Annotated in this window: 26 protein-coding genes; 17 read left to right on the top strand and 9 right to left on the bottom strand. The window is 66.6% G+C overall.

Translation table 11 applies throughout. The features are described 5' to 3' along the window. Positions 1–603, top strand: a 603-nt coding sequence (locus CEY08_RS15085) for a M20/M25/M40 family metallo-hydrolase (protein WP_141099893.1), incomplete at its 5' end; no start/stop codon positions are given. Positions 604–643: 40 nt separating this feature from the next. On the opposite strand, the gene CEY08_RS15080 is transcribed toward CEY08_RS15085, so the two are convergent. The 4 genes from CEY08_RS15080 to CEY08_RS15065 all read right to left on the bottom strand — a co-directional run bounded on the left by CEY08_RS15080 (position 644) and on the right by CEY08_RS15065 (position 5,403). Further along, complete coding sequence (locus CEY08_RS15080; protein ID WP_088607708.1) at positions 644–1,882, bottom strand: ABC transporter substrate-binding protein; 1,239 nt, start codon at positions 1,880–1,882, stop codon at positions 644–646. A 118-nt stretch (positions 1,883–2,000) separates the two neighbouring features. Next, entirely contained in the window at positions 2,001–2,744 is a 744-nt protein-coding gene (locus CEY08_RS15075) for a GntR family transcriptional regulator (RefSeq protein ID WP_063642646.1), read from the bottom strand. A gap of 2 nt (positions 2,745–2,746) precedes the next feature. Beyond that, positions 2,747–4,357, bottom strand: a complete 1,611-nt coding sequence (locus CEY08_RS15070; RefSeq protein ID WP_076817610.1) for an AMP-binding protein — start codon at positions 4,355–4,357, stop codon at positions 2,747–2,749. 5 nt (positions 4,358–4,362) lie between these two features. Further along, entirely contained in the window at positions 4,363–5,403 is a 1,041-nt protein-coding gene (locus CEY08_RS15065) for a cyclase family protein (protein WP_042793131.1), read from the bottom strand. A 126-nt stretch (positions 5,404–5,529) separates the two neighbouring features. On the opposite strand from CEY08_RS15065, the gene CEY08_RS15060 reads away from it, so the two are divergent. Both CEY08_RS15060 and CEY08_RS15055 read left to right on the top strand, forming a co-directional pair. After that, complete coding sequence (locus CEY08_RS15060; protein ID WP_076812742.1) at positions 5,530–6,525, top strand: Bug family tripartite tricarboxylate transporter substrate binding protein; 996 nt, start codon at positions 5,530–5,532, stop codon at positions 6,523–6,525. Next, the gene (locus CEY08_RS15055; RefSeq protein WP_076812744.1) at positions 6,522–7,244 is read left to right on the top strand and encodes an SDR family oxidoreductase; all 723 of its coding nucleotides are present in this window, start codon (positions 6,522–6,524) and stop codon (positions 7,242–7,244) included. Before CEY08_RS15060 ends, CEY08_RS15055 begins: the two co-directional genes overlap by 4 nt. Before the next feature lie 10 nt (positions 7,245–7,254). Here CEY08_RS15055 and CEY08_RS15050 read toward each other — a convergent pair whose 3' ends face one another. After that, the gene (locus CEY08_RS15050; protein ID WP_076812747.1) at positions 7,255–7,674 is read right to left on the bottom strand and encodes a hypothetical protein; all 420 of its coding nucleotides are present in this window, start codon (positions 7,672–7,674) and stop codon (positions 7,255–7,257) included. A gap of 17 nt (positions 7,675–7,691) precedes the next feature. Next, a complete protein-coding gene (locus tag CEY08_RS15045; protein ID WP_076817613.1) occupies positions 7,692–8,588 on the bottom strand; it encodes a GlxA family transcriptional regulator in 897 nt (298 codons plus the stop codon). 90 nt (positions 8,589–8,678) lie between these two features. Between CEY08_RS15045 and CEY08_RS15040 the strand changes: the two genes are divergently transcribed. Then, positions 8,679–9,353 (top strand): DJ-1/PfpI family protein, encoded by a 675-nt coding sequence (locus tag CEY08_RS15040; protein ID WP_042793134.1) that lies wholly within the window; start codon positions 8,679–8,681, stop codon positions 9,351–9,353. 4 nt (positions 9,354–9,357) lie between these two features. On the opposite strand, the gene CEY08_RS15035 is transcribed toward CEY08_RS15040, so the two are convergent. Beyond that, positions 9,358–9,840, bottom strand: a complete 483-nt coding sequence (locus tag CEY08_RS15035) for an Lrp/AsnC family transcriptional regulator (protein WP_042796951.1) — start codon at positions 9,838–9,840, stop codon at positions 9,358–9,360. Between the two features lie 144 nt (positions 9,841–9,984). Here CEY08_RS15035 and CEY08_RS15030 point away from each other — a divergent pair, with 144 nt between their 5' ends. After that, entirely contained in the window at positions 9,985–10,608 is a 624-nt protein-coding gene (locus tag CEY08_RS15030) for a LysE family translocator (RefSeq protein ID WP_232033740.1), read from the top strand. Positions 10,609–10,651: 43 nt separating this feature from the next. On the opposite strand, the gene CEY08_RS15025 is transcribed toward CEY08_RS15030, so the two are convergent. Beyond that, on the bottom strand, positions 10,652–12,538 hold the full coding sequence (locus CEY08_RS15025) for an ABC transporter ATP-binding protein (RefSeq protein ID WP_042793136.1): 1,887 nt from the start codon (positions 12,536–12,538) through the stop codon (positions 10,652–10,654). Positions 12,539–12,889: 351 nt separating this feature from the next. Further along, positions 12,890–13,603, bottom strand: coding sequence for a GntR family transcriptional regulator (locus tag CEY08_RS15020; RefSeq protein ID WP_068979639.1), 714 nt, complete (start codon positions 13,601–13,603; stop codon positions 12,890–12,892). Between the two features lie 138 nt (positions 13,604–13,741). Between CEY08_RS15020 and CEY08_RS15015 the strand changes: the two genes are divergently transcribed. The 12 genes from CEY08_RS15015 to CEY08_RS14960 all read left to right on the top strand — a co-directional run bounded on the left by CEY08_RS15015 (position 13,742) and on the right by CEY08_RS14960 (position 23,799). Then, complete coding sequence (locus tag CEY08_RS15015) at positions 13,742–14,605, top strand: VOC family protein (protein ID WP_042793138.1); 864 nt, start codon at positions 13,742–13,744, stop codon at positions 14,603–14,605. A gap of 11 nt (positions 14,606–14,616) precedes the next feature. After that, positions 14,617–15,327, top strand: coding sequence for a class II aldolase/adducin family protein (locus CEY08_RS15010; protein ID WP_088607707.1), 711 nt, complete (start codon positions 14,617–14,619; stop codon positions 15,325–15,327). After that, positions 15,324–16,778, top strand: a complete 1,455-nt coding sequence (locus CEY08_RS15005) for a 2-hydroxymuconic semialdehyde dehydrogenase (protein WP_076812753.1) — start codon at positions 15,324–15,326, stop codon at positions 16,776–16,778. The genes CEY08_RS15010 and CEY08_RS15005 overlap by 4 nt, the downstream gene beginning before the upstream one ends. 61 nt (positions 16,779–16,839) lie before the next feature. After that, the gene (locus CEY08_RS15000) at positions 16,840–18,015 is read left to right on the top strand and encodes an ABC transporter substrate-binding protein (protein ID WP_063960397.1); all 1,176 of its coding nucleotides are present in this window, start codon (positions 16,840–16,842) and stop codon (positions 18,013–18,015) included. A 19-nt stretch (positions 18,016–18,034) separates the two neighbouring features. Next, positions 18,035–18,955 (top strand): branched-chain amino acid ABC transporter permease, encoded by a 921-nt coding sequence (locus CEY08_RS14995; protein ID WP_042793142.1) that lies wholly within the window; start codon positions 18,035–18,037, stop codon positions 18,953–18,955. A gap of 28 nt (positions 18,956–18,983) precedes the next feature. Continuing rightward, positions 18,984–20,015, top strand: coding sequence for a branched-chain amino acid ABC transporter permease (locus CEY08_RS14990; RefSeq protein WP_063642640.1), 1,032 nt, complete (start codon positions 18,984–18,986; stop codon positions 20,013–20,015). Beyond that, the gene (locus tag CEY08_RS14985) at positions 20,012–20,785 is read left to right on the top strand and encodes an ABC transporter ATP-binding protein (protein WP_042793145.1); all 774 of its coding nucleotides are present in this window, start codon (positions 20,012–20,014) and stop codon (positions 20,783–20,785) included. Before CEY08_RS14990 ends, CEY08_RS14985 begins: the two co-directional genes overlap by 4 nt. Positions 20,786–20,794: 9 nt before the next feature. Then, positions 20,795–21,493: an ABC transporter ATP-binding protein gene (locus CEY08_RS14980; protein WP_063642639.1), complete on the top strand. Its 699-nt coding sequence runs from the start codon at positions 20,795–20,797 to the stop codon at positions 21,491–21,493. A gap of 1 nt (position 21,494) precedes the next feature. Next, complete coding sequence (locus tag CEY08_RS14975) at positions 21,495–22,265, top strand: SDR family NAD(P)-dependent oxidoreductase (RefSeq protein ID WP_076812756.1); 771 nt, start codon at positions 21,495–21,497, stop codon at positions 22,263–22,265. A 52-nt stretch (positions 22,266–22,317) separates the two neighbouring features. Continuing rightward, the gene (aac(6'), locus tag CEY08_RS14970; RefSeq protein ID WP_042793149.1) at positions 22,318–22,791 is read left to right on the top strand and encodes an aminoglycoside 6'-N-acetyltransferase; all 474 of its coding nucleotides are present in this window, start codon (positions 22,318–22,320) and stop codon (positions 22,789–22,791) included. Between the two features lie 68 nt (positions 22,792–22,859). Continuing rightward, the gene (locus CEY08_RS30165; RefSeq protein ID WP_042793150.1) at positions 22,860–23,111 is read left to right on the top strand and encodes a hypothetical protein; all 252 of its coding nucleotides are present in this window, start codon (positions 22,860–22,862) and stop codon (positions 23,109–23,111) included. 28 nt (positions 23,112–23,139) lie between these two features. Next, complete coding sequence (locus CEY08_RS14960) at positions 23,140–23,799, top strand: hypothetical protein (RefSeq protein WP_076817617.1); 660 nt, start codon at positions 23,140–23,142, stop codon at positions 23,797–23,799. The last annotated feature ends 19 nt before the right edge of the window (positions 23,800–23,818 follow it).

Below are 23,818 nucleotides of genomic sequence, written 5' to 3'. Positions count from 1 at the left end.
CAGATCACGGTGCAAGGGCAGCCCGACCATGCCGGCACCACGCCCATGGACATCCGCCGCGACGCCCTGGTGGGCGCGGCCCGCATCATCGACGCCGCCCACCGCCAGGCCAGCGCCGCCAGCGGCAATCCGCACTACGTCGTGGCGACGGTGGGCCGCCTGTCCATGACGCCCAACGCGGCCAATGCGGTGCCCGGCTGCGTCGAACTCACGCTGGAAGTGCGCAGCGACAGCGACGCCGTGCTCGATGCTTTCCCCGAAACCCTGATGGCGGGCGTGGCCACGGACCTGACGGCGCTGCGCCTGTCCGCAAGCTTCACGCAGCTGAGCCGCGCCCGGCCCACCGACTGCACGCCGCTGGTGATGGACGCGGTGCAGGCCGCCGCCAGCCAGCTGGGCTACGCCTGCATGCGCCTGCCCAGCGGCGCGGGCCACGATGCCGTCTACATGGCGCCCACCGGACCCATCGGGATGATCTTCATCCCCTGCCTGAACGGCCGCAGCCATTGCCCGGAAGAATGGATCGAGCCCTCGCAACTGCTGGACGGCACCCGCGTGCTGTATCAGTCCGTCCTGGAACTGGACCGGGCGCTGCGGGCGTAGTTGTCGCGGACGCCTTAACGGCGCCCGCCTTTCATCGCCGTTACTTCTTCACCAGTGGGCAGGACGACCGGGACAGCGGCATGAAGGCCTGGTCTCCCGGCAGCGTGGCCACCAGCTTGTAGTAGTCCCAAGGGCCCTTGGACTCGGCCGGCTTCTTCACTTCGAACAGGTACATGTCATGCACCATGCGTCCGTCCTCGCGGATGCGGCCGTTGGTGGCGAAGAAGTCGTTGATGGGCATGGACTTCATCTGCTTCATCACCGCCGCGGGCTCGTCGGTGCCGGCGGCCTGCACGGCCTTGAGATAGTGCATGACCGAGGAGTACGTGCCCGCCTGGCTCATGTTGGGCATTTTTTTGAGCTTGTCGTAGTACCGCTGGGACCAGGCGCGCGTCTGGTCGTTCATGTCCCAATAGAAGGCCTCGGTCAGCGTCAGGCCGGCCGCCGCTTCCAGGCCGATGGCGTGGATGTCGTTGATGTACAGCAGCAGTCCAGCCATTTTCTGGCCGCCCTTGGTCAGCCCGAATTCGCTGGCGGCCTTGATGGCGTTGACGGTGTCGCCACCGGCGTTGGCCAGTCCCACGATCTGCGCGCGGCTGGCCTGCGCCTGCAGGAGGTACGAGGCGAAATCGCTGGAGCCCAGCGGGTGGCGCGATGCGCCCAGCACGGTTCCGCCATTGGCCTTGACGACTTCGGTGGCGGACGCCTGCAAGGTATGGCCGAACGCATAGTCCGCCGTCAGGAAGTACCAGCTCTTGCCGCCTTGCTCGACGGTGGCGCGCGCCGTGGTGTTGGCGAGCGACCAGGTGTCGTAGGTATAGTGGACCGAATAGGGCGAGCACAGGTCATTGGTGATGCGTTCGGTGCCGGGGCCGCTGTAGACCACGATCTTCTTTTTCTCGCGCGCCACTTCCAGGACGGCCAGCGCGGGGGCGGAACCCGCCACGTCCATGATGGCATCCACCTTCTGGGTGTCGTACCACTCGCGGGCCTTGGCGGCCGCGATGTCGGCCTTGTTTTGATGGTCCACCACAAGCAGGTCGATTTTCTTGCCGAGCACGGTGCCGCCGAAGTCCGCAATGGCCATTTCGGCGGCGGTGGCGCTGCCTTTGCCCGTGACGTCGGCGTACACGCCGCTCATGTCCAGGATCAGGCCCATGCGGACCACATCGTCGGAGATTGCCTGCGCCAGGGCGCCAGGCGCGGCGGCAAACGCGGAAAACAGGGCAAGCGTGCTGCGCAACTTCAAGGAAATCCGGGGGGGTCTACGGCATTTCATGGTTGTCTCCTTTGATGCCGGATCTTGTTCGGATACTGCGGGCGCTTGTGAGAATCAGCTGCTGCGCTCTGTTATGGCGGGTTGCGACGGGGCGCGGGCTCTTTGGTGTGGATAGGCCTTAGCGGTGGGGTAGAAGATCGAATTCCATCCGTACCTTGCGGAACGGAAATTCCAGCCGCGCGAAATACACCACGCGGCCGTCGATGCAGGCGTAGCGGCGCAATTCCGCCACTGGCGAGGACACGGGTATCTGAAGCGACTCCGCGGACTCCTGGCCGGCCTCGATCACGTTGAGCACCTGGCGCGCTTCGCTGATGCGGGCGCCGTAGAACTGATCCAGCACGGGCGCCACGGTGCTTTTCCGGATGCGGGCGCGGTGTTTGCGGAACAACACGCTGTCCAGGAAGACCTCGCTATAGCAGAAGGGAGCGCCGTCCGTGGTGTGCACACGCCGCAGATACTGGAAGCTGCCGCTGCGGTCGGCGTTGCAGGGCATGCCCAGCGTGTCCGGCAGGGGCGAATCGGCGCTGGATTCCACCAGGGACACGGTGCCCAGCTGATTGCTCAGTTCCACGGTCTCGGCCCAGGTCTTGGGGATGAGCAGGGTCGGCGTTTCGGGCAGCTCCGCGTTGACAAACGTGCCCGATCCGCGCGATCGGCGGATCAGGCCGTCGTCTTCCAGCAGGCCGAAGGCCTGTCGGATGGTGGCCCGCGAAATGCCGTAGGTTTCCATCAGCGATTCCAGCGGCGGGATCTGCTGCCCGGGCCGCCAGGTGCGATTCTGGATATTGCTGCGAAACAGCGCCGCCGCCTGCAGATACAGGGGCTGGGGGCTGCGCGAGAATAGCTTGGGGTCGGGCATGTTCAGGCCGAAGGCGTCAAGGGCGGGGCCGCAAGTATGGCATCGGCCATCTCGCGCAGCCGGTGCTTCTGGATCTTGACCGAGTTGGCGCTTTCCACCGAGGGGAAGGCGTCCAGCGCGGTAAAGCCCGCTGGCGTCTTGAAACCTGCCATTGCGGCCTTGCAGGCGCGGGTCCAGCCTGCCGGGTCCGGCGCGGCGCCTTCGCGCAGCAGCACGAAGGCATAGGGCACGGTCTTGCCGGCCTGCGTGGCGCCCACCACCTGGCAGGCGCGCACGCCGGGCAAGGTTTCGACCACCTGTTCGATTTCCACCGGATTCACCAGGAAGCCCGAGAGGCGCAGCGAATCGCCCATGCGGGTCTGGAACACGAACTGGCGCGGGTTCAGCGTGTAGCCCAGGTCGCCAGTCTTGAAGTAGCCGTCGTCGGTCAGTGCGCCGCGGGTGGCTTCCGGATTGTCCAGATAGCCCTGCATCAGGCTGGGCGAGAGGATTTCGAGTTCGCCGGACTGGCCGTGAGGCAGGACTGCGCCCGTGGCCGGATCGCGCGCGCGCACGCGGGCTTCCGGGTAGATCAGCGTGCCGCCCGGCTGGTGGCGTACGGATACGTCGCCCTCGGCTGGATCGCGCGGCTGGCCGGCAACCAGCGCCACCAGTTCGCTGGATCCGTAAAGGCCGGTAAGCGGCACGCCGGCCTCGCGAGCCAGGTCCAGCATGTTGTCCAGCGCGGGCGTGAAGCTGGCGAAGCCGAACAGGCGGGCGGAAGCGAAGTCCCCCTGGCCCGCGGCCCGCATCATGCCGACCAGGGCTTCGTTGTTGGCATAGGTATGCGTGACCGCATGGCGGCGCACCGCAGCGGCGGATTGCGCCGCGTCGAATACGGGCGCGCAGACCACGGGCACGCCCTGCGCCAGGCCGCCTGCCAGCGTCGCGAAACCGAAGGCGCCGCAGAATGGCGCGCTGGCCAGCACGCAAGCGCCAGGGGCGTAGTCAAAAGCCCGGGCCACGGCCTCGCCATGGTTGAGCAGAGTGCGTTGGTCGTGCAGCACGAATTTCGGCTTGGACGTGGTGCCGGACGTGGTAAAGCACAGCACGCCCGCATTGGGCTGGGCCGGCGGAGCGGGGTCCGGGCAGGCCAGGAGGTCCAGGTAGCGATGCGCGGGTTTGCCATGCATGGCGTCGGGCAGCGCTTCGCCCACCCCCGTCAGCGCGATCACGCCTTGCAGGCGCGCCAGATGCTCGGGCGCCACCTCGCCCAGGATGCCCTGGAAGTCGATGCCCTTGAATCCCGGCCAGAACACCAGCCAGTCGGCCTTTCCGCGGCCCAGGATGTCGGCAAGTTCCAATGCGCGAAAGCGCGTATTGACCGCCAGCACCAGCGCGCCCAGGTGGGCGCTGGCCAGGAAGGACTCCACCCAGGCCGCGCAATTCGGCAGCCAGACCGCGACCCGCTGTCCCGGTTGCACGCCAATGCGCGCAAGCCCGGCGGCCAGCGCGCGGCTGCGCGCGCGCAGCAGTGCGGCGCTGATCGGCTGGTCCTGGTCAATCAGGATAGTCGCGTCGGGCTGGCGGGCAACCAGCGCGTCCAGGTGGGCGGAGAAAGTCGTATGCGGCATGGTCGTCACACCGTGGCGATCGGCGTCACGGGGGAACCGACGGCGCCGGGCATGCGCAGGGGTGGGGCCGTCAGCAGGAAACGGCTGCGGCCTTGTTCGTGCAGCCAATCGGCCAGGTCCTTCAGGTACCAGAGTTCCGCCAGCGGCACGCCCAGCTTGAACAGGCAATGGTGGTGCAGCGGCAGGATGGAGTGGCCGGGGCCGGCGCTACGCGCGGGATAGGCTTCGACCGCGTAGTTGTCCGCGCAGATCGCGGCAATGCCGGACTGCGTGATCCAGTCCAGCAGCGCCGGGTCGGAGCCATCCAGCACGGCGCCGGTCTGTTCCAGCCGATGCGCGTCGGGCTGGCCGTTCATGGCCACGATCGCTTCCGCGAAGCCGGTGCGCAGCACCAGCATGTCGCCGGACTCGATCGTCACGTTCTGCGCTTGCATGGCCTCTTGCAAGCGTGCCAGGTCCACGAGGGTGCGGCCGGGGCCGAAGGCGCGCGCAAGGTCGACAAGCACGCCCCGACCCTGCATGCCTTTCTCGGCATAGCGGCTGATGCTGAGTTTGCGCGCGTACGAACCGCCGGGCGGGCAGCAGGCGTCGGGCGAGGTGTCGGGATCCGCGCCGCCGAACACGTCCACGCCGGCCGCGTAGCCGTTGTAGTAGACGCGGCGCGCCTCGCCGTCACCCTGGATGTCGAACAGCGCGCCCACGTGACAGAGGCCGTCCCATTGGGTGGAGTACTGCATGGACATCGTGACCTGGTCATCGGACAGCACGTCCACGGCTTCGGGTTGCACCTGGGACATCTGGAAGTTCAGATAGGGCGTGCCTTCGCGGAACGTGGGCTTGAGGACCGGCGCGTGGCGGCGCGGATTCAGCACGTTGCCGCCCGGCAGGTCCAACGGCAGCGACAGGCAGAACACCTTGCCCGCGCGCACTTCACGCACGGCCTGCAGCACTTTTTCCTCGGTCAGCAGGTTCAGGCGGCCGATCTCGTCATCCGGGCCGAAGTCGCCCCATGTGGAGCCTTCGGGGCGTTGGGTCCAGCGTTTCATCTGCTTGTCTCCTGGAGGTTTTCTATGTTTTTATTAATATAGTACGTATTTACGTACTTTAAAAAGAGACCCGCAAGAAGCCACAAAAGAAATCCGCAATCAGCGGATTCGATAGGAGACAAGTCCATGACGCAATTGCCGCATCCGAATGCCGCGTGGCGCAGGCTGGCCGTCGCTGCGCTGGCCATACTGGCGCTGCCAGCCGCGCAAGCCGCCGGCTACCCCGATCATCCCGTGACGGTGGTCGTGCCTTATCCGCCGGGCGGCGGCGCGGACATCTTCGGCCGCGCCATCGCCCACGCGCTGGAACCGGGCCTGAAGCAGACCGTGCTGGTCGAGAACAAGCCCGGCGCGGGCGGCAATATCGGCATGGCCTACGTGGCGCGGGCCAAGCCCGACGGCTACACGCTGGGCCTGGGCACCATCGGCACCCAGACGATCAACCAGTTTCTCTATAGCAACATGGCGTTCGACCCCGAGCGCGACCTGGTGCCCATTGCGCTGGTATCCACCACGCCCAATGTCATCGCCGTCAGCGCCAAATCGCCCTATAAAACGGTGGCCGACGTGATCAAGGCGGCCAAGCAGTCCAAGGACAAGAAACTGACGTACGCCTCGCCCGGCATCGGTTCCTCGGTGCACCTGACCGGCGCCTATTTCGAAGCCATGGCCGGCGTGACCATGTTGCACGTCCCGTTCAAGGGCACGTCCGCGTCGCTGCCTGCGGTGGCGGGCGGTCAGGTCGATCTGCTGTTCGACAACCTGCCCGGCGCCCTGGCCCAGATCAAGGACGGAAACCTGGTGCGCGGCGTGGCCGTGACCTCCGCCGCGCGCGACGCCTCGGTGCCCAATCTGCCTACCGTGGCGGAGTCGGGCCTGCCGGGCTTCGACGTCACCGCGTGGTTTGCGCTGTACGCCCCGCGCAACACGCCGGAAGCGGTCGTCAAACAGTTGATCGAAGCCGCTCGCAGCGGACTGCAAACCCCGGCCATCGCCCAGAATTTCTCGGGCATGGGAGCCAAGCCTGGCACGCTGTTCGGCGCGGACCTGGCAGCCTTCGAGAGCGAGGAGCGCAAGAAGTGGGGCGGGCTCATCAAGGAAAAGGGAATCACCGCGCAATGAATACGCCCACCGCACTGGTCACCGGCGGCAGCCGGGGCATTGGCCGCGCCATCGTCGCGCGCCTGATCGACGACGGCTTTCTGGTCGTCAACTTCAGCCGCGGCGCACCCGAGGCGCTTCTGCCCGGCGAAACATTCCGTTCGGTGGATCTGGGAGATCCTGCGGCGACCATCGCCGCGGCTCGGGAACTCGTTGCCGAACGCCAGGTCCTGCATCTGGTCAACAACGCCGGCATGATCCAGGTCGCTCGTGTGGACGAGGTGACCCAGGAGCAGATGGCGCGCACCATGGCGCTGAACGTCACGGCGCCGGTGTTGCTGATGCAGGCCCTGTTGCCGGGCATGCGGGCGGCCGGCTACGGGCGCGTGGTGAACATCGGCAGTCGCGCCGCGTTGGGCAAGGACGGGCGCACTGCGTACGGCGCGTCCAAGGCGGCGCTCGCGGGCATGGCGCGCACCTGGGCGCTGGAGTTGGCGGGCAGCGGCATTACCGTGAACACCGTCGCGCCGGGGCCGATAGCGACTGAACTGTTCAACCAATCCAATCCGCCGGGCGCGCCGAAGACCTTGGCGCTGGAGGCGTCGATCCCGGTAGGACGCGTGGGCCGACCGGAAGAGGTTGCCCACGCGGTCTCCATGTTCCTGGATGCGCGCGCAGGCTTCATGACCGGGCAGATGCTGTATGTCTGCGGCGGGGTGTCGGTGGGGCTGGCGGGCTGACCGCGCCGGCCTACTGCTTCGTCCAGGTGCGCCCGTCGGTGGAGCGGTATTCGCCGCCAGTGGCGCAGCAACCGCCGCCGCCAAAGGCTTGCTCGCCCAGAAAGGCCCGCACGCCTTTGCCGGCGCGGTCGGCGCTCAGGCTTTGCCGCACGCAGGTCGTGAACGAGGGGTAGAACTCCGGTTCCAGCACCTTGACCCAGCGGGCCGCGCTGGCGCCGGTGGCAGGTTCGCGCAGATAGACCTTGCAGTCGCTGACGACCAGTAGCACGGGCTGTCCGTTCAGGCTGCCTTCGAAACGTTCATGCGGCGCGGCGTCGCGCAGCAGTGTTTGCTCCAGCGCTTGCGGCGGCGGGTCGCGGTCGCAGGCCGTGAGCAGTGGCAACAGTGCCAGCAACCCGAACATCATGCGCAGCGCGGAAGGCGTTTTCATCGCCTGGCCCCAGGTTTTCATTCCGACACCGTCCGTTGCGGCGCGGCGTGCACGGCGAACTCCCGCAGCATTTCTTTTCTCGACACCTTGCCGGACGCCGCCAGCGCTTGTGCGCGTTCCTGCCGCAACCGCTTGAGCACTTCCGTGGGCGCCACGCCGAAATGCGCGGCAAACTTGCGCTGGAAGGTGCGGCGTGACATCTGGCAGGCGTCGGCCATGTCGTCGACCGACCAGCGCGCCGACAGCCGGGCCTCGATTCTTTCCACCAGATCCCGGAACGGCGCCGCCACCCGATCCTGCACGCGCAACGCCTGGCTGTACTGGCGTTGGTCGCCGTTGCGGCGCATGAATACGACCAGCCGGCGCGCGACGCATTGCGACAGGTCTGCTCCGAAGTCGCGCTCGATCAGCGCCAGCGCCAGGTCGATGCCGGCGGTGACGCCCGCCGAGGTCCAGTACTTGCCGCTTTCGATATAGATGCGGTCGTCCTCGACGCGCAGCGCGGGATAGCGCTGGCGCAGCCTGTCGGCCGAACGCCAGTGGGTGGTGACGGCGCGTCCGTCCAGCAGGCCGGCCGAGGCCAGCACGAACGCGCCTGTGCACACGCTGCACGTGCGCCCGGCATTCGCGTCGCGGCGGCGCAGCCAGGCTCGCGTTTCGCCATGGGCGCCGGCCAGATCCGCGCCGGGTCCACCGGGCACGAACATCATGTCCACGGGCTCATCGCCATCGTCGGCGAAGGTGCCGTCCACCTGCATGCGCAGCCCCTGTTCCCACGTGGATACCAGGGGCGTGGCGGCGATGGTGCCCAGGCGGTAGAGCTTGCGGCCCGATTCTTCGTTGGCTGAACTGAAGGCTTGCCAGGGACCGGCCAGATCCAGCGGCTGGAAACCGTCATACAGTACGAACACCACGCGCAATGGCGCATCCGGCGCCGGAATTGGCGCAGCCTTCCTGGCGCGTCCGCCTATGCTGGAAGGCGTCGTTTCTAACGGAGCATCGTCATGCATGTGAATTTTCTCTTGTTCGAGGGGCTGACCCAGCTGGATATGACCGGGCCGTACGAAGTGTTGGCGAACGCGCCGGGCTTCACCGTGGATTTTGTCGCAAAAACGCGCGATCCGGTGCGCAGCGATCGCGGCCTGTGTTTCGTGCCCACGCAGACCATCGCGTCCGCCCCGCCTTGCGACCTGCTGGTGGTGCCGGGCGGGCCGGGCACGGATGATGCCATTGTCGACGCCGACTGGGTAGCGTTCACGCGCACGCAGGGGCTCGCGGCGCGGTATGTGTTCGGCATCTGCACCGGTTCGCTGCTGCTGGGCGCGGCGGGCCTGTTGCGGGGCAGGCGCGCATCCAGTCATTGGCGCGCGCGTGCATTGCTGTCGCATTTCGGGGCCATCCCCAGCGAAGAACGCATGTGTGTGGATGGCAACCTGTTCACTGCCGGCGGCGTGACCTCGGGCATCGATATGGGGCTCAAGGTCGTGGCGATGCTGTGCGGCGAAGACGTGGCCAAGCTGATCCAGCTGCAGATCGAGTACGACCCCGAGCCGCCGTTTCCCGGCGGCACGCCCAAGACGTCCGAGCCGGCCGTGGTGCAGCGTTATCTTGCGCTGTCGCAGGCCCGGTACGAACGCCGGTCGCAGGCGGTGGAGCGGGCCGCGGCGGCGATGGAATGAGTGCTCAGCGGGCCAGGTGGTCCAGCGGAAGCGGGCTTTGCGGTTTGACGGTCTGGATGGCGAAATTGCTGCGTATGTCTTTCACGCCTGGCAGCTTGAGCAGGGTGTTCAGCAGGAAGCGTTCATAGGCGCGCAGGTCGGGCACCACCACCTGCAGCAGGAAGTCGGATTCGCCCGATACCAGGTGCGCGGCAATGACTTCCGGCAAGGTGCTGACTTCCTTGCGGAACAGGGCGGAGTCGCGCTCGTGGTGCCGCTCTACCTTGATGCCGACGAAGACGGTCAGGCCCAGGCCGACTTCGTCCGGAGCGAGGCGGGCCTCGTAGCCCTGGATCACGCCCGCTTCTTCCAGCAGCCGCACCCGCCGCAGGCAGGGAGAAGGGGACAGGCCGATCTGTTCGGCGAGCTCGACATTGGTCAGCCGGCCGTTCTGCTGCAGCGCCTCCAGGATACGGCGGTCGTAGGCATCCAGTTCACGTTTTGGCATGGAATCAAGATCAGGGTTTATCAATTGGTGGAATATGCCAATCATGATAAATCCAATGGCATGAATAGGATGCACATGCCAGCCCGCTTTTTCTAGAATGATCGCCTGCAACGCGTAACGGTAGAGGGTAAAGCGATGGCGGATATGGCGATGTTTCTAGGGGCGCTGCTGATTGTCTACGTGGTGCCCGGACCCGACATGCTCCTGCTGCTGGAAACGGGCATGCTGCGCGGCAGGGCGCAGGCCTTGGCGGTGGCTGTGGGGCTGGCGATTGCGCGAGCCGCGCATGTGACCCTGGCCGCGCTGGGATTGGCGGCGCTGTTCAAGACCCATCCGTGGGCGTTCGACGTTGCGCGCACCGTGGGCGGCTGCTATCTGGTGTGGCTGGGGATCAAACTGCTGCGGTCAGGCCCGGTCTCTTATGACGCGGCCGGGCAGGCGGTCGCGGAGCGGGTCGGGCTGGGGCCGGCGCTCCTGAGCGGCGTGCTCACCAACGTGCTCAATCCCAAGGCCTTGCTGTTCTGTTCGGTGTTGTTGCCGCAATTCGTGTCGCCCGCCCTCGGGCCGATCGGTCCGCAGTTCGCGGTGCTGGGCGTGATCCTGGTCAGTCTGGGGCTTGCCCTGGATGTGCTGTGCGCCTTGGCCGGCGGTGCGGTAGGACGCTGGATGTCGGCCAGCCCGCGCGCGCAGAAGATCCAGAGCCGGGTGTTCGGCCTGGCGCTGATCGGCTTTGGCCTGCGCCTGACCGTGGCCCAGCGTCCGGCCTGAACCGTCGGCCCCGCGGCTTGCGCCACGGGGCCGACCGCCCGGTTTACTTGGCGTAGGCGTACGAGGACTCGTCGGCTTCCTCGTCCTTCGGCTGCGGCGGGACCGCGCCGTCTTCCAGCAGTTCCGACTGCGTCAGGCCCTTGGTCAATTCCAGTGCCTGGCGCTCGAACAGGCGCCGGTACAGGCCACCCTTGAGCCGGATCAGCGCGTCGTGGCTGCCTTCCTCGATAACGCGGCCGCGGTCCATCACCAGCAGGCGGTCCAGCGCGCGCACCGTCGACAGGCGGTGCGCAACCACCAGGGTGGTGCGGCCCACCATCAGGCGGTCCATGGCCTGCTGGATCAGCACTTCGCTTTCGCTGTCCAGGCTGGACGTGGCTTCGTCCAGGATCAGGATGGGCGCGTCGGCCAGGAAGGCCCGGGCGATGGCGACACGCTGGCGTTCGCCGCCCGACAGCTTGACGCCGCGTTCGCCCACCAGCGTGTCGTAGCCCTTGGGCAGCGCCATGATGAAGTCATGCGCGCTGGCCAACCGCGCCGCCTGCTCGATCTCGGCCTGCGTGGCGCCGGGACGGGCGTAGGCGATGTTCTCCGCCAGGGTGCGGTGGAACAGCACCGGCTCTTGCTGCACGATGGCGATCTGGCTGCGCAAGGACGCCTGCCGCGCCTGGGCAATGTCCTGCCCGTCGATGGTGATACGGCCGCCATTGATGTCATACAGACGCTGGATCAGCTTGATGAACGTGGTCTTGCCGGAGCCGGAATGGCCGACCAGGCCGACCCGTTCGCCCGGGGCGATGCGCACCGAGAACTGGTCGTACAGCGCCTTGTCGTGCGCGCCATAGCGGAACGTCACGTCCTCGAAGCGGATCTCGCCAGCCGTGATGCGCAGGTCGCCCGCGCCAGGCCTGTCGTCCACGCCCAACGGTTGCTTTTCCAGCGCGACCAGTTCTTCCATATCGTTGACCGAGCGCTGCAGGTTGCGGATATGCATGCCCACGTCGCGCAGGTAGCCCTGCAGCATGAAGAACATCGTCAACGCGAAGGTGATGTCACCGACGCTGGCCTGGCCGCGCGACCACAGCAGCAGCGATGCACCCAGGATGCCCGCCTGCATGGCGACCAGCATCGCGCCCTGGATACCGCCGTTGATCGTGCCGCGGATCCAGGTGCGGCGGGTGCGGCGCCGCCATTTGTCGACGACACGGTCCAGCCTGACTTCTTCGCGCTCTTCCGCGCCGAAGGCCTTGACCACGGCGTTGCAGCTGACAGCGTCCGCCAGCGCGCCGCCCATGCGGGTATCCCAGGCGTTGCCCAGGCGCGCAGCCGGCGCCACGTAGCCCAGCGACAGTGCGGCCGTCACGGCGATATACAGCACCGAGCCCAAGCCCACTACCAGGCCCATGATCGGCCAGTGCACGCCCAGGAGGGCGGTGGCGCCCACCAGCATGACGACCGAAGGCAGCAGCGCGACCAGCAGGGTGTCGTTCAGGATGTCCACCGCCCACATGCCGCGCGTGACCTTGCGCACCGTGGAGCCGGCGAAGCTGTTGGCGTGCCAGTCCGTGGAAAAGCGCTGCACGCGGTAGAACGCGTTGGACACGATGCCGTTCATCATCTTCAGCGTGAAGGTGATGATGTTCTGGAACACGGCTTGGCGCAGCAGCGTGCCGCCGATGCCCAGCGCGATCAGCAGCCAGAACGAGGTGAGCGCCGCGTTCCAGACGATGTCCTCGCCGGCCGCGCCGGAAGCCACGGCGTCGATCAGTTTGCCGGCGTATAGCGGTGTCAGCACATCGGTCACCGCCGACAGCAGGGCGAGCGCGATGATGGCGGAGGTACGCCAGGGCTGCGCGCGCCAATGGCGGAAGGTAAAGCCCAGGACATCCTTGAAGGTCTGTCCTCGTAGATCGATTTTTTTTCTAGCCATTGCAATGGCCCGGCGGCACCAGGACGCCGGGTGTCCTTGTGTGGAAAGAGGAAGGAACGGCCTGCGCTGCGAAGCGCGGGCGATTGCGTTTAGGGTTTTGGGGCGGGCACGGAGGACCGGTCGCTAGATAGGCATCCAGCGATGGGTCCGCGCGGGCGACGACTTAATGGCGTCGCGGAGACACGCGCGGGACGGCGGTATGCGGATTCATCATCTTGCGCCTCCCAGTGGTGTATTGAATGGAGAAAAGGAATGGGCGTAGGCCCGAATTGAAGATTCTATAGAAGTGGTGTAAGCGAATCAACGGGTGGGCACGCGCTAGTGTGGGTTTTTTTCAACTGACGAGGGCGTTCAGCCTGGGGTGAACAGGTTTGAAGGCAGGCGCGCGACGGCGTCGTAGGTGAGGCGGATGTGGGCGGCCAGCAGATCGCAGGCGCGGTCGGCATCGCGGGCCAGGGTGGCGTCCAGGATGCCCTTGTGTTCGTCGTCGAGATCGCGCGCGATGGGTTTGCGGGTGACGGTCAGGCGGCGGTAGCGCTCTGCCTGCTGGTAGAGGATGCCCAGGAAATGATGCAGCCAGCGCGAGGGACAGGCGCGGATGAGTTCGCGGTGGAATTCGCGGTTGCGCTGCTCCCATTCCTCGAAGCGGGTGTCGGGGTCGGCGGCCAGGCGCTGTTCGGCCTTGCTCAGGCGGTGGAAGGCGGCGAGTACGGCGCTTTCCCAGTCGTCGTCGCCCAGGGCGATGGACTGGCGCAGGGCCTGGGTTTCGAGCAGCACGCGGTTTTCGGTGATGTCGCGGAAGTCTTCGAGCGAGATCGGGGTGACGTGAAAGCCGCGTTGTCCTTGCGCGATGACCAGGGCATCGGAGACCAGCAGCGCGAGGGCTTCGCGCAGGGTGCCGGCGCCCACGCCGTAGTCGTCCTTGAGGTGTTCGACCCGCAGGCGGGAGCCTGGCGGGTGCACGCCCTGGATGATGTCGCGGCGCAGGTTGACGTAGGCCGCGCCGACCAGGGTGTTGGCGGAGGCGGAGTGAGCGAGCGGGGGGAGGGTGGCGCCGTCTGACATGGGAGGTACTTTATCACTGCGCTCAAAAAATCTCGATAAAAATTATTGACGCCGAGATTTATGCTGCTTATCGTAGAAAAAAGCGTCGCGATGACGACCGGCATGAAGCCGGCGGCGGGCGCCACCAGGAGACAAGCAGTGATACGGCTACACGACATCCGGTACGTCCGGCTGGGTACCCGCGATCTGGAATCCGCGGTCCGCTATGCGACCGCGGTGCTGGGGTTGGAAGTGGCGCGCAAGGAGCATGGCGCGGTCTATTTCAAGTCCGATTCCCGCGACCACACCCTGTGCTACTTCGAAGGCGATCCGCGCGACCACACCACGGCCTTCGAGGTGGATACCCCCGAAGAACTGGAGCACGCCGGCGCGGTGCTGGAGCGCAGCGGCTACCAGGTTGCCGCGGGCAAGCGCGAGGACGCCGAACAGCGCTACGTGCGCGATTTCCTCAGCTTTATCGACCCCTCGGGCAACCGCATCGAGCTGGTGCATGCGCCGCATCACAGCGGTCGCCGCTATTTTCCCAGCCGGGATGCGGGCGTAACGGGGTTTTCGCACATCGGCCTGCGCACGCTGGATGCGCGGCGCGACGAGGCCTTCTGGACTGGCCTGTTGTCCGCGCGGGTCAGCGACCGCATCGGCGAAGCGCCGCTGCTGCGCATTGACGAAGTGCACCACAAGATCGCGCTGTTTCCTTCCAGCTACCCAGGCGTGCAGCACATCAACCACCAGGTCGAAAGCATCGACGACATCATGCGCGCCTGGTACCAACTGAAGGAATGGAACGTGCCGATCCGCTTCGGTCCCGGGCGGCATCCGACCTCGGGCGCCATGTTCCTGTACTTCGACGGGCCCGACGGCATGATCTATGAATATTCCACTGGCGTGCGGCTGATCACCGCGGAAGACGAAAAGACCTATCGCCCGCGCAGTTTCCCGGCCGTGCCGTCTTCATTCTGCATGTGGGGAGCCAGGCCCGATATTCCGGAGTTCAAGACGTGAGCGCCACACAGATGAAAGCCGCCGCGGGCCAGGAGGCCCTGGTGCGGGTGGCGGCGCGCGGCCTGGCCCGCGCCGGCCTGGTCCACGCCTATGGTCACTGCAGCAGCCGGCTCGACGCCGATCACTTCCTGGTATGCGCGGCGCGGCCCATGGGCCTGATCGAGACCGGGGAAGCCGGCACGGTCGTGCCGGTGCATGGCGAACTGCCCGATGGCGTGCTGGGCGAGGTCCGCATCCACCAGCATATCTACCGCATGCGGCCCGAAGTGGGCGGAGTGGTGCGCTCCATGCCGCCCACCGTCATGACGCTGTCGTCGGCGCGGGTGACGCCGCAGCCGCGCCATGGCATGGGTTCGTATTTTTCGCCCGCCGTGCCGCTCTGGGACGATCCGCAACTGGTGCGCAGCGATGCCCAGGCGCGCGGCGTGGCGCAGGCCATGGGGACGGCGCGCGCCGTCGCCATGCGCGGCAACGGCGCGGTGGTGGCGGCAGAATCCCTGATGCATGCCGTGGTGCTGACCTGGTACCTGGAGGACGCCGCGCGCATCGAATGGCAACTGCGCTCGGCCGGCCTGGCCGACGGCGCGCCCACGTTTTCGCCCGAAGAGGCGGCGACCCGCGCCGTGGGCACGGGCCGCATCTACGAGCGCATGTGGGAATACCTGACCGCCGGCGACCCGGAAGCGGCGCTGGCAGACCTGTCACAACCGAGGACGCAATGACCGATTTCCGCAATTTCATCAACGGCGTATGGGTCGCCACCGACAAGACGTTCGATAACCGGGATCCGGTCGACAACCGCCTGATCGGCCGCATCCACGAGGCAGGCGATGCCGAAGTCGATGCCGCGGTGCGTGCCGCCAAGGCGGCGTTGCGCGGTCCCTGGGCCAAGTTGAAGACGCAGCAGCGCGTGGAGCTGCTGCACGCCGTGGCAGACGGCATCATCCGCCGCTTCGACGACTTCGTGGACGCCGAAATCGCGGACACCGGCAAGCCTTATGACCTGGCCAGCCATCTGGACATTCCTCGGGGGGCGGCGAACTTCAAGATCTTTGCGGACCTGGTGCGCAACATTCCCAACGAGACTTTCGATCTGGAAACGCCGGACGGCGGCCATGCGCTGAACTACGGGGTGCGCGTGCCGCGCGGCGTGATCGGCGTGATCTGCCCCTGGAATCTGCCGTTGCTGCTGATGACCTGGAAGGTGGGGCCGGCGCTGGCCTGCGGCAACACGGTGGTGGTCAAGCCGTCGGAGGACACCCCGGCCACGGCTACGCTGCTGGGCGAGGTGATGAACGAGGTCGGCGTGCCGCCAGGCGTCTATAACGTGGTGCATGGGCGCGGCCCCGGATCCGCCGGCGAGAAGCTCACCCGCCACCCGCTGGTCGACGGTATCACCTTCACGGGCGAGACCCGCACCGGCGAAGCCATCATGCAGGCGGCGGCGGTGGGCGTGCGGCCCGTGTCCTTCGAGTTGGGCGGCAAGAACGCCGGCATCGTGTTCGCCGACGCGGATTTCGACAAGGCCGTGGCGGGCATTGCGCGCGCCGCTTTCGACAATACCGGCCAGGTCTGCCTGGGCACCGAGCGCGTCTACGTGCAGCGGCCGATCTTCGAGCGCTTCGTCGCCGCGTTGGGCGAGCGGGCCCGAGGCTTCAAGCTGGGCCGCCCGAAGGATCCCGGCGTGAACCTGGGGCCGCTGATTTCGCAGCGTCACCGCGACAAGGTGCTGGGCTACTACGCCCGCGCCCGCGAAGAAGGCGCCACGGTGGTGGCAGGCGGCGGCGTGCCGGACATGCCCGACGATCTGGCCGCCGGCGCATGGATACAGCCCACGGTATGGACCGGCCTGCCGGAAACCTCGGCCGTGATCCAGCAGGAGATCTTCGGTCCTTGCTGCCACATTGCGCCGTTCGACACCGAGGAAGAAGCCGTTGTCCTGGCCAATGCCACGCCCTACGGCCTGGCGGCTTCGGTCTGGACCAGCAACGTGGGTACGGCCCACCGCATGGGACAGGCGCTGGAAGTGGGTATCTGCTGGATCAATTCCTGGTTTCTGCGCGATCTGCGCACGGCTTTCGGCGGCGCCAAGCAGTCCGGCATCGGCCGCGAGGGCGGAGTGCATTCGCTGGAGTTCTACACGGAGCTGCGCAATGTCTGCGTGAAGCTCTGAAGCCAATACGGCAGGCGCCGCGCAGAACGGCGCCGCCGCCCATCCCCCAAGGAGACATAGCATGCAAGCATACGCACGCGGGTTGTCCGCGCTGGCCGCGGTCGTGACCCTGACGGCGGCCAATGCCGCAATGGCGGACATCCGCATCGGTTTTACCGGAGTGTTGTCCGGGCCCCAGGCGGCGCTGGGCCAGGACCAGTATGACGGCCTGATGCTGGGTATCGAGCAACTCGGCGGCAGCCTGGGCGGCCAGAAGGCCGTGGTGATCCGCGACGACGACCAGCTCAAGCCCGACGTGGGCGCGCAGATCGTGCAGAAGTTTATCGAGAAAGACAAGGTGGATGTGATCGTCGGCCTGGGCTTCTCCAATGTGCTGATGGCCGAACTGCGCCGCATCAAGGAGTCGGGCGTGGTGGCGCTGTCCACCAATGCCGGACCCGCGCCCATCGCCGGCCGCATGTGCCTGCCCAATCTGTTCGTGCTGGGCTGGCAGAACGACAGCATGTCCGAAGCCATGGGCAAGTACGTCAAGGACCAGGGCTACAAGCGCACCTACCTGATGTCGTCCAACTACCAGGCGGGCAAGGACAAGCTGGCGGGCTTCAAGCGCTTCTATGGCGCGGCGCCTGCCGACGAAATCTATACCCAGCTGGGACAGCTGGACTATTCCGCCGAGATCTCGCGCATGCAGTCGGCTTCGCCCGACGCGCTGTTCGTGTTCTATACCGGCGGGGTGGGCGTGAACTTCGTGCGCCAGCTGCGCCAGGCCGGCCTGATGGAAAAACTGCCGTTCTTCTCGGAAAGCCTGATCGATTCCAACACGCTGACCGCGCTGAAGGAACAGGCCGTGGGGGCGATCTACGGCACGCCCTGGGCCACCACGCTGGACAATCCGCAGAACCGCAAGTTCGTCGAGGCCTTCAAGGCCAAATACGGACGCTTGCCGTCGGAGTATGCGGTGGGCGGCTATGACTCGGCCTTCCTGCTGGACGCAGCCATCAAGCAACAGGGCGGCAAGGTGGGGGACAGCAAGGCCCTGGCGGCGGCGGTAAAGTCCGCGGGCGCCAACTTCCCCTCGGTGCGCGGCAAGTTCCGCTTCAACACCAACAATATGCCGGTGCAGGATCTGTATGCCTATCAGGTCGTGAAGGAAGGCGAGGGCGTGGGCCTGAAGCAGCTGGCCAAGGTGTTCACCGACCACCAGGACGCCTATGTGGCGGACTGCCCGCTGAAGTGATCGTCCCGGGAGACGCCCCATGAACGGATCCTTGCTGTTGTCGCAGATGCTCAATGGCCTGCAGCTGGGCGCCTTGCTGTTCCTGTTGTCCTCGGGGCTGACCCTGATCTTCGGCATCATGAACTTCATCAACCTGGCGCACGGTTCGTTGTACATGATCGGCGCCTTCCTGGGCGCCACCGCCTACAACGCCAGTGGCTCGTTCGCCTTCGCCATTCTGGCGGCGGTCACGGGCAGCGGCCTGGTGGGCGTGGCGCTGGAGCGCCTGATCGCAAGGCCCCTCTACAAGCACGACCATCTTTACCAGGTGCTGGCCACCTTCGGGCTGATGATGTTCTTCAACGAGCTGGCCTCGGTCATCTGGGGCAGCCGGCCTTATTACGCGGCTGTGCCGCAGGGGCTTGAAGGTGCCGTCAGCCTGTTCGGCAACGACTATCCGGTGTATCGCTTGATGATCATCGGCGTTGGCGCGCTGGTTGCCGTGGGCGCCTGGTTCCTGATCCAGCGCACCCGCTTCGGCATGCTGATCCGCGCGGGGGCCAGCAATGCGCCCATGGCCAGCGTGCTGGGCGCCAACGTGGACCTGCAGAAGACACTGCTGTTCCTGCTGGGCGCGGTGCTGGCCGGCGTGGCGGGCGCGCTGGCGGGCCCCATCCTGTCGGTGCAGTCCGGCATGGGGGAACCGGTCCTGATCCTGGCGCTGGTGGTGATCGTTGTCGGTGGCATCGGCTCGGTGCGCGGCACGTTGGTGGCGGCGTTGCTGATCGCCATGATAGATACGCTGGGCCGCGCCTTCTTGCCCGACATGCTGCGCGCCGTGTTCGATGCGTCGGTCGCCAATGCGGTCGGGCCGGCCCTGGCTTCCATGCTTATCTACGTCCTGATGGCGGTCGTGCTGGCGTTCCGGCCGCAAGGCCTGGTCTTCTCGGCGCGGCGTTGACGCGCGCCTGTCCTGAGGTTGGATCATCATGCAAGAACACAACAACCGGCGTTGGGTGCTGCCCTTGCTGTTCCTGGTCCTGGCCGGCGTGCCCTTCGTGGCGCAATGGCTGGGTGAACCGTTCTACGTGACGCTGGGCGCGCGCATCCTGATTTATGCGCTGGCCGCGCTGGCGTTGAACCTGGTGCTGGGTTTCGCCGGACTGGTGAGCTTCGGCCACGCCATGTTCCTGGGCCTGGGCTGCTATGCCGTGGGCATCCTCAGCTATCACGGTTTCGGCAACGGCTGGCTGCAACTGGCCGTGTGCATCGCGGTGTGCGCGCTGGTGGCGCTGATTGTCGGCACGGTCTGCCTGCGAACCTCGGGCATAGGGTTCATCATGATCACGCTGGCCTTCGCGCAAATGTTCTATTTCCTGGCAGTGAGCCTGCGCGAGTATGGCGGCGACGACGGGTTGAACATCTACGAAGCTAGTTCCTTCGGCCTGTTCGACCTGGGCGGCAGCCAGCCCGTGTACTGGGCGGCCTGGGGGTTGCTGCTGGCATCCAGCCTGGCAATGCTGCGCCTGCGCCGCTCGCCCTTCGGCATGATTCTGCGCGCCACCCATGCCAACCCGCGGCGCGTGGACGCACTGGGCTATTCGGTGTTTGGCGTGCGCCTGACTGCCTATGTGGCATCGGGCGTGCTGACGGGGGTGGCCGGGCTGCTGCTGGCCAACCTGACCGCCTTCGCATCGCCCAGCTATATGTCCTGGCCGGTGTCGGGCGAGCTTATCGTTATGGTCGTGATAGGCGGGCTGGGGAGTGTGCTGGGCCCGATCTTCGGCGCCGTCGCCTACCTGCTGCTGGAAGAGGCCTTCAAGAGCATGACGCAGCACTGGATGCTGCTGATGGGACCGACGGTGGTGATCATCGCCATGGTGGCCAAGGGCGGCTACTCCAATTCCCTTTCCTGGCTGCGGCGTCCCCCGCCGGCCGCGCCGACGGTCCAGCCGCCGACCGCGGAGGGTCAGAAGGACCGTCGTGCGCCGGACGCGCTGGCCAAGGAGGCTTCGGCATGAATATGCAAACTGCCGCCGCACCCGCCGGACTGTCCACGCAGGACCTGGTGCGCCGCTTCGGCGGCCTCAAGGCCACGGACGGCGTATCGCTGGACGTGGCGCCCGGCGAACTGCACGCGCTGATCGGCCCCAACGGCGCGGGCAAGACCACCCTGATCAACCTGCTGTCGGGCGAGCTTCGCCCCGACGGCGGGTCCGTGCGCCTGGGCGCCGCCGACGTTTCCCGTGCCACGGTGCAGGAGCGCGTGGCCCAGGGAATGTTGCGGTCCTACCAGGTGACCTCGGTATTCGACAGCTATACGGTGCTGGACAACGCCTGCCTTGCCGCGCTGCGCAAGCGCCGCCGGCGCTTGTCGGCGTGGACCGGCTTGCGCGATTGCGCCGACGTCGTGGACGCTGCCAAAGAGGCGCTGCGGGCCTGCCGATTGGAGGACGTGGCCGAGGCCCAGGTGGACAGCCTGGCCTATGGCCAGCGTCGGCAACTGGAGATTGCCATGGCGTTGGCGGGCGAGCCGTCCGTGCTGTTGCTGGACGAGCCCATGGCTGGCATGAGCGCGGCGGAAAGCGCCGGCGTGATCGCCTTGCTGCAAAGCCTGAAAGGCCGCTACACCATCGTGCTGGTCGAACATGACATGAACGCCGTGTTCGCGCTGGCCGACCGTATCAGCGTGCTGGTCTACGGCAAGATCATCGCCACCGGCAGCGCGGACCAGATACGCAACCATCCGGACGTGCGCCGCGCCTATCTGGGCGACGACGCCGACGCATAAGGAGCCGCCATGTTGAGCATCAGCGGATTGACGGCGGCCTACGGGCATTGCCAGGCATTGTTCGGCGTAGACCTGGACGTGGGCCAGGGCGAGGTCGTGGGCCTGATCGGCCGCAACGGCATGGGCCGCAGCACCGTCATCAAATGCCTGTTCGGCCTGCTGCCGGCCAGCCAGGGCAGCATACGCTACGGCGAGCGCTCCTTGCGCGGACTGGCCCCGTACCGGATCGGCCGGATGGGCCTGTCGCTGGTCCCGGAGGGACGCCAGATTTTCCCGACTCTGACGGTGGAAGAAAACCTCATCGCTACCGCCATCGGCCGTGGCGGCTCCCGCGCCTGGACGCTGGAGCGCGTGTACGAACTGTTTCCGCGCCTGCGCGAACGGCGCGCCAACCTGGGCACCCAGCTATCCGGCGGCGAGCAGCAGATGCTGGCGCTGGGTCGGGCACTGATGACCAACCCCAGCCTGCTGGTGCTGGACGAAGCCACTGAAGGTCTGGCGCCCGTGGTGCGCGCGGAGATCTGGCGCGTCCTGGCGCAATTGAAAGCCGAAGGCCTGTCGATGATCGTGGTGGACAAGAACACCACGGCCTTGCTGCGCTTGTCGGATCGCAACGTCATCCTCGACAAGGGCGTGACGGTGTGGCGCGGCAGCTCGGCGGAATTGTCCGATCGGCCCGACTTGGTGGCCGCCTACGTAGGAGTCTGAGATGAGATTGCAGGACAAGGTGGCGTTGGTCACCGGTGCCGCCGGAGGTATCGGGCTGGCGATCGCGCGACGTTTCGTGGCGGAGGGCGCCTATGTGTTGCTGGCCGACCGCAAGGAGGCCGAACTGACGGCCGCGGCCCGCTCGCTGGGAGAACGCGCCGCGGCCATAGTGGCCGATGTGACCGACCCGGCCGATGCCCGGACTCTGGCCGACGAGTGCGTGCGGCGCTGGGGCGGCCTGGACATCTGCGTCTGCAATGCCGGCGTGATCCGCGCGGCTGACTTCCTGGACCTGAAGCTGGAGGACCTGGACGCGGTCATGAATGTGAACGTGCGCGGCACGTTCCTGGTGGCGCAGGCCGCAGCGCGCGCCATGGTCGCGGGCGGCCGTGGCAACGGCGCCATCGTGACGCTGTCTTCGATGACGGCGGAGCTGGCCATGCCGGATCAGCTGGCTTACGGCGCCAGCAAGGGCGCGGTGCGGCAGATGACCAAGTCGATGGCGCTGTCCCTGGCCCCGCACGGCATCCGTGTCAACGCCATCGGGCCCGGCAGCATCGATACAGAGATCCTGGCCACGATCACCAGCAATCCGGAGGCGCGCAGGACCGTGTTGTCGCGCATCCCGATGCAGCGGCTGGGGTCGACCGACGAAGTCGCCAAGGTCGCAGTGTTCCTGGCCAGCGACGACGCCAGCTACGTGACCGGGCAGACCGTTTACGCGGATGGCGGCAGACTGGCGCTGAACTATACAGTGGCGGTGCAAGAGTAGAAGCGCGGAGATGCTACATTCTGGCGCGTTACGCAGAATATGGACTCTCCCCATGAAAGCTGCCGCAATCACTTCCTCCGAGGATGCCGCCTGGCTCGCGCTGCGCATGGCGCTCTGGCCCGACGCCTCGGCCAGCGAGCATCTGCAGGAAATGGCCGATCAGGTCTCGTCGCCGACCAGGTACGCGCAGTTCCTGGTGCGATCCGACGCCGGGCAGGCTGTCGGTCTTGCCGAGGCTTCAATCCGATCCGACTACGTCAATGGAACGAATTCCAGCCCCGTTGCCTTTCTGGAGGGGCTATACGTCGTGCCCGAGGCCCGGCGGCTGGGCGCGGCCAGGGCCTTGATCGCCGCTGTGCGCGGCTGGGCGCGGGACAGGGGCTGCAAAGAGCTGGCCTCGGACACGCAGCTGGACAACGCGGTAAGCCAGGCGGCCCACTCGCGCCTCGGGTTCACGGAGACGGAGCGGGTCGTCTACTTCAATATGCCGCTGCAGGCGCCGGCGCATCCCGCTCATTGCGAGTAAGGTATGGGCTGCAGCCCATGAATTTCCGGCACACTGGCCCGTGCTACCCCAGCAGGAATCAGCACATCATGAAGATCCTTAGTCCAGCGCCGCGGCCCGTACTCGTGGCGGCTGCGTGCGCGTTGATCGCCGCTTGCGCGAGCAAGCCGCCCGAGCGGACCGACCTGGAATATCGCAGCCGGCCGCCTTCCTCGGCAACGGGCGCCCATAGGGCTCCTGACTCCGCGGATCAGCGTTTGACCATACAGTCCGGCGAAGGAGAAAAATTGAATCTGCCCTGGTTCATCCAGGACACGCAGGATTGGATCAATCGCAATTGAACTCGACCAGGAGCCGGTAGTGAACTTCATGATTGCTCGCAGCACGCTGCTGGCGCTTGCCATGCTGAGCTTTTCCCCCGCCATCCATGCCCAAGCCGCTCCGGGCGTTGCTGCGTGGACCCCTGCGGCTCCGACAGCATGCGGTTTTTCCGGCTGGACGACCAACGACAAGCCCGGCATCCCGGTGCGCGCCGAGGCTTCCGCCCAGGCCGAAGTGGTGGGCGAGCTGCCGACCACGCGCGGCGAGGGGCCCGATCCCGAGATCGACTACTACAGCGTCACTTTCGACGTGACCGAAGCGCGCGATGGCTGGCTCAGGATCAGGAACGCCAGCGACGACATGACGGCCGGTGAATCCGGCCGCCCGCGCCCCGTATACCGGGGAGAGGGCTGGATCGAGGCCGCGGATGCCCAGGTCGGCATCCAGTCTGCGCGCGGATATGCCCGTCCTGATGCCGCCAGTGAGCGCTTGCTCGATCTGGGCGACGACTGGCTTACCGAAAGGGCCACGCTGCGAGGCATAGTCGCCTGCGAGGGCGATTGGCTGCTGCTGGACTACGAGATGCGCAACAGCGACAAATTCGAGCCGCTGGCGCCCAAGGACCGCACGCGGGGGAGGGCGTGGTTCCGTGGCGTCTGCTCCTCGTCCGAGACGACTTGCGACATGCGGTCGGTGGACGCAAATTGATATATCGCGAATTCCCGAT

Origin of the sequence: Achromobacter insolitus (assembly GCF_002209555.1) — a bacterium.
Classification (GTDB): domain Bacteria; phylum Pseudomonadota; class Gammaproteobacteria; order Burkholderiales; family Burkholderiaceae_B; genus Achromobacter; species Achromobacter insolitus.
This window is presented reverse-complemented; position numbering and strand designations above follow the sequence as displayed.

Coding starts and splice junctions, on each gene's coding strand:
- CEY08_RS15020 (WP_068979639.1), bottom strand. CDS start 13,603: ATGTCAGACGGCGCCACCCTCCCCCCGCTCGCTCACTCCGCCTCCGCC.
- CEY08_RS15065 (WP_042793131.1), bottom strand. CDS start 5,403: ATGAAACGCTGGACCCAACGCCCCGAAGGCTCCACATGGGGCGACTTC.
- CEY08_RS14985 (WP_042793145.1), top strand. CDS start 20,012: ATGAATATGCAAACTGCCGCCGCACCCGCCGGACTGTCCACGCAGGAC.
- CEY08_RS15060 (WP_076812742.1), top strand. CDS start 5,530: ATGACGCAATTGCCGCATCCGAATGCCGCGTGGCGCAGGCTGGCCGTC.
- CEY08_RS14980 (WP_063642639.1), top strand. CDS start 20,795: ATGTTGAGCATCAGCGGATTGACGGCGGCCTACGGGCATTGCCAGGCA.
- CEY08_RS14990 (WP_063642640.1), top strand. CDS start 18,984: ATGCAAGAACACAACAACCGGCGTTGGGTGCTGCCCTTGCTGTTCCTG.
- CEY08_RS14960 (WP_076817617.1), top strand. CDS start 23,140: ATGATTGCTCGCAGCACGCTGCTGGCGCTTGCCATGCTGAGCTTTTCC.
- CEY08_RS15010 (WP_088607707.1), top strand. CDS start 14,617: ATGAAAGCCGCCGCGGGCCAGGAGGCCCTGGTGCGGGTGGCGGCGCGC.
- CEY08_RS15075 (WP_063642646.1), bottom strand. CDS start 2,744: ATGCCCGACCCCAAGCTATTCTCGCGCAGCCCCCAGCCCCTGTATCTG.
- CEY08_RS14995 (WP_042793142.1), top strand. CDS start 18,035: ATGAACGGATCCTTGCTGTTGTCGCAGATGCTCAATGGCCTGCAGCTG.
- CEY08_RS30165 (WP_042793150.1), top strand. CDS start 22,860: ATGAAGATCCTTAGTCCAGCGCCGCGGCCCGTACTCGTGGCGGCTGCG.
- CEY08_RS14975 (WP_076812756.1), top strand. CDS start 21,495: ATGAGATTGCAGGACAAGGTGGCGTTGGTCACCGGTGCCGCCGGAGGT.
- CEY08_RS15005 (WP_076812753.1), top strand. CDS start 15,324: ATGACCGATTTCCGCAATTTCATCAACGGCGTATGGGTCGCCACCGAC.
- CEY08_RS15030 (WP_232033740.1), top strand. CDS start 9,985: ATGGCGATGTTTCTAGGGGCGCTGCTGATTGTCTACGTGGTGCCCGGA.
- CEY08_RS15050 (WP_076812747.1), bottom strand. CDS start 7,674: ATGAAAACGCCTTCCGCGCTGCGCATGATGTTCGGGTTGCTGGCACTG.
- CEY08_RS15040 (WP_042793134.1), top strand. CDS start 8,679: ATGCATGTGAATTTTCTCTTGTTCGAGGGGCTGACCCAGCTGGATATG.
- CEY08_RS15055 (WP_076812744.1), top strand. CDS start 6,522: ATGAATACGCCCACCGCACTGGTCACCGGCGGCAGCCGGGGCATTGGC.
- CEY08_RS15000 (WP_063960397.1), top strand. CDS start 16,840: ATGCAAGCATACGCACGCGGGTTGTCCGCGCTGGCCGCGGTCGTGACC.
- CEY08_RS15080 (WP_088607708.1), bottom strand. CDS start 1,882: ATGAAATGCCGTAGACCCCCCCGGATTTCCTTGAAGTTGCGCAGCACG.
- CEY08_RS15035 (WP_042796951.1), bottom strand. CDS start 9,840: ATGCCAAAACGTGAACTGGATGCCTACGACCGCCGTATCCTGGAGGCG.
- CEY08_RS15025 (WP_042793136.1), bottom strand. CDS start 12,538: ATGGCTAGAAAAAAAATCGATCTACGAGGACAGACCTTCAAGGATGTC.
- CEY08_RS15070 (WP_076817610.1), bottom strand. CDS start 4,357: ATGCCGCATACGACTTTCTCCGCCCACCTGGACGCGCTGGTTGCCCGC.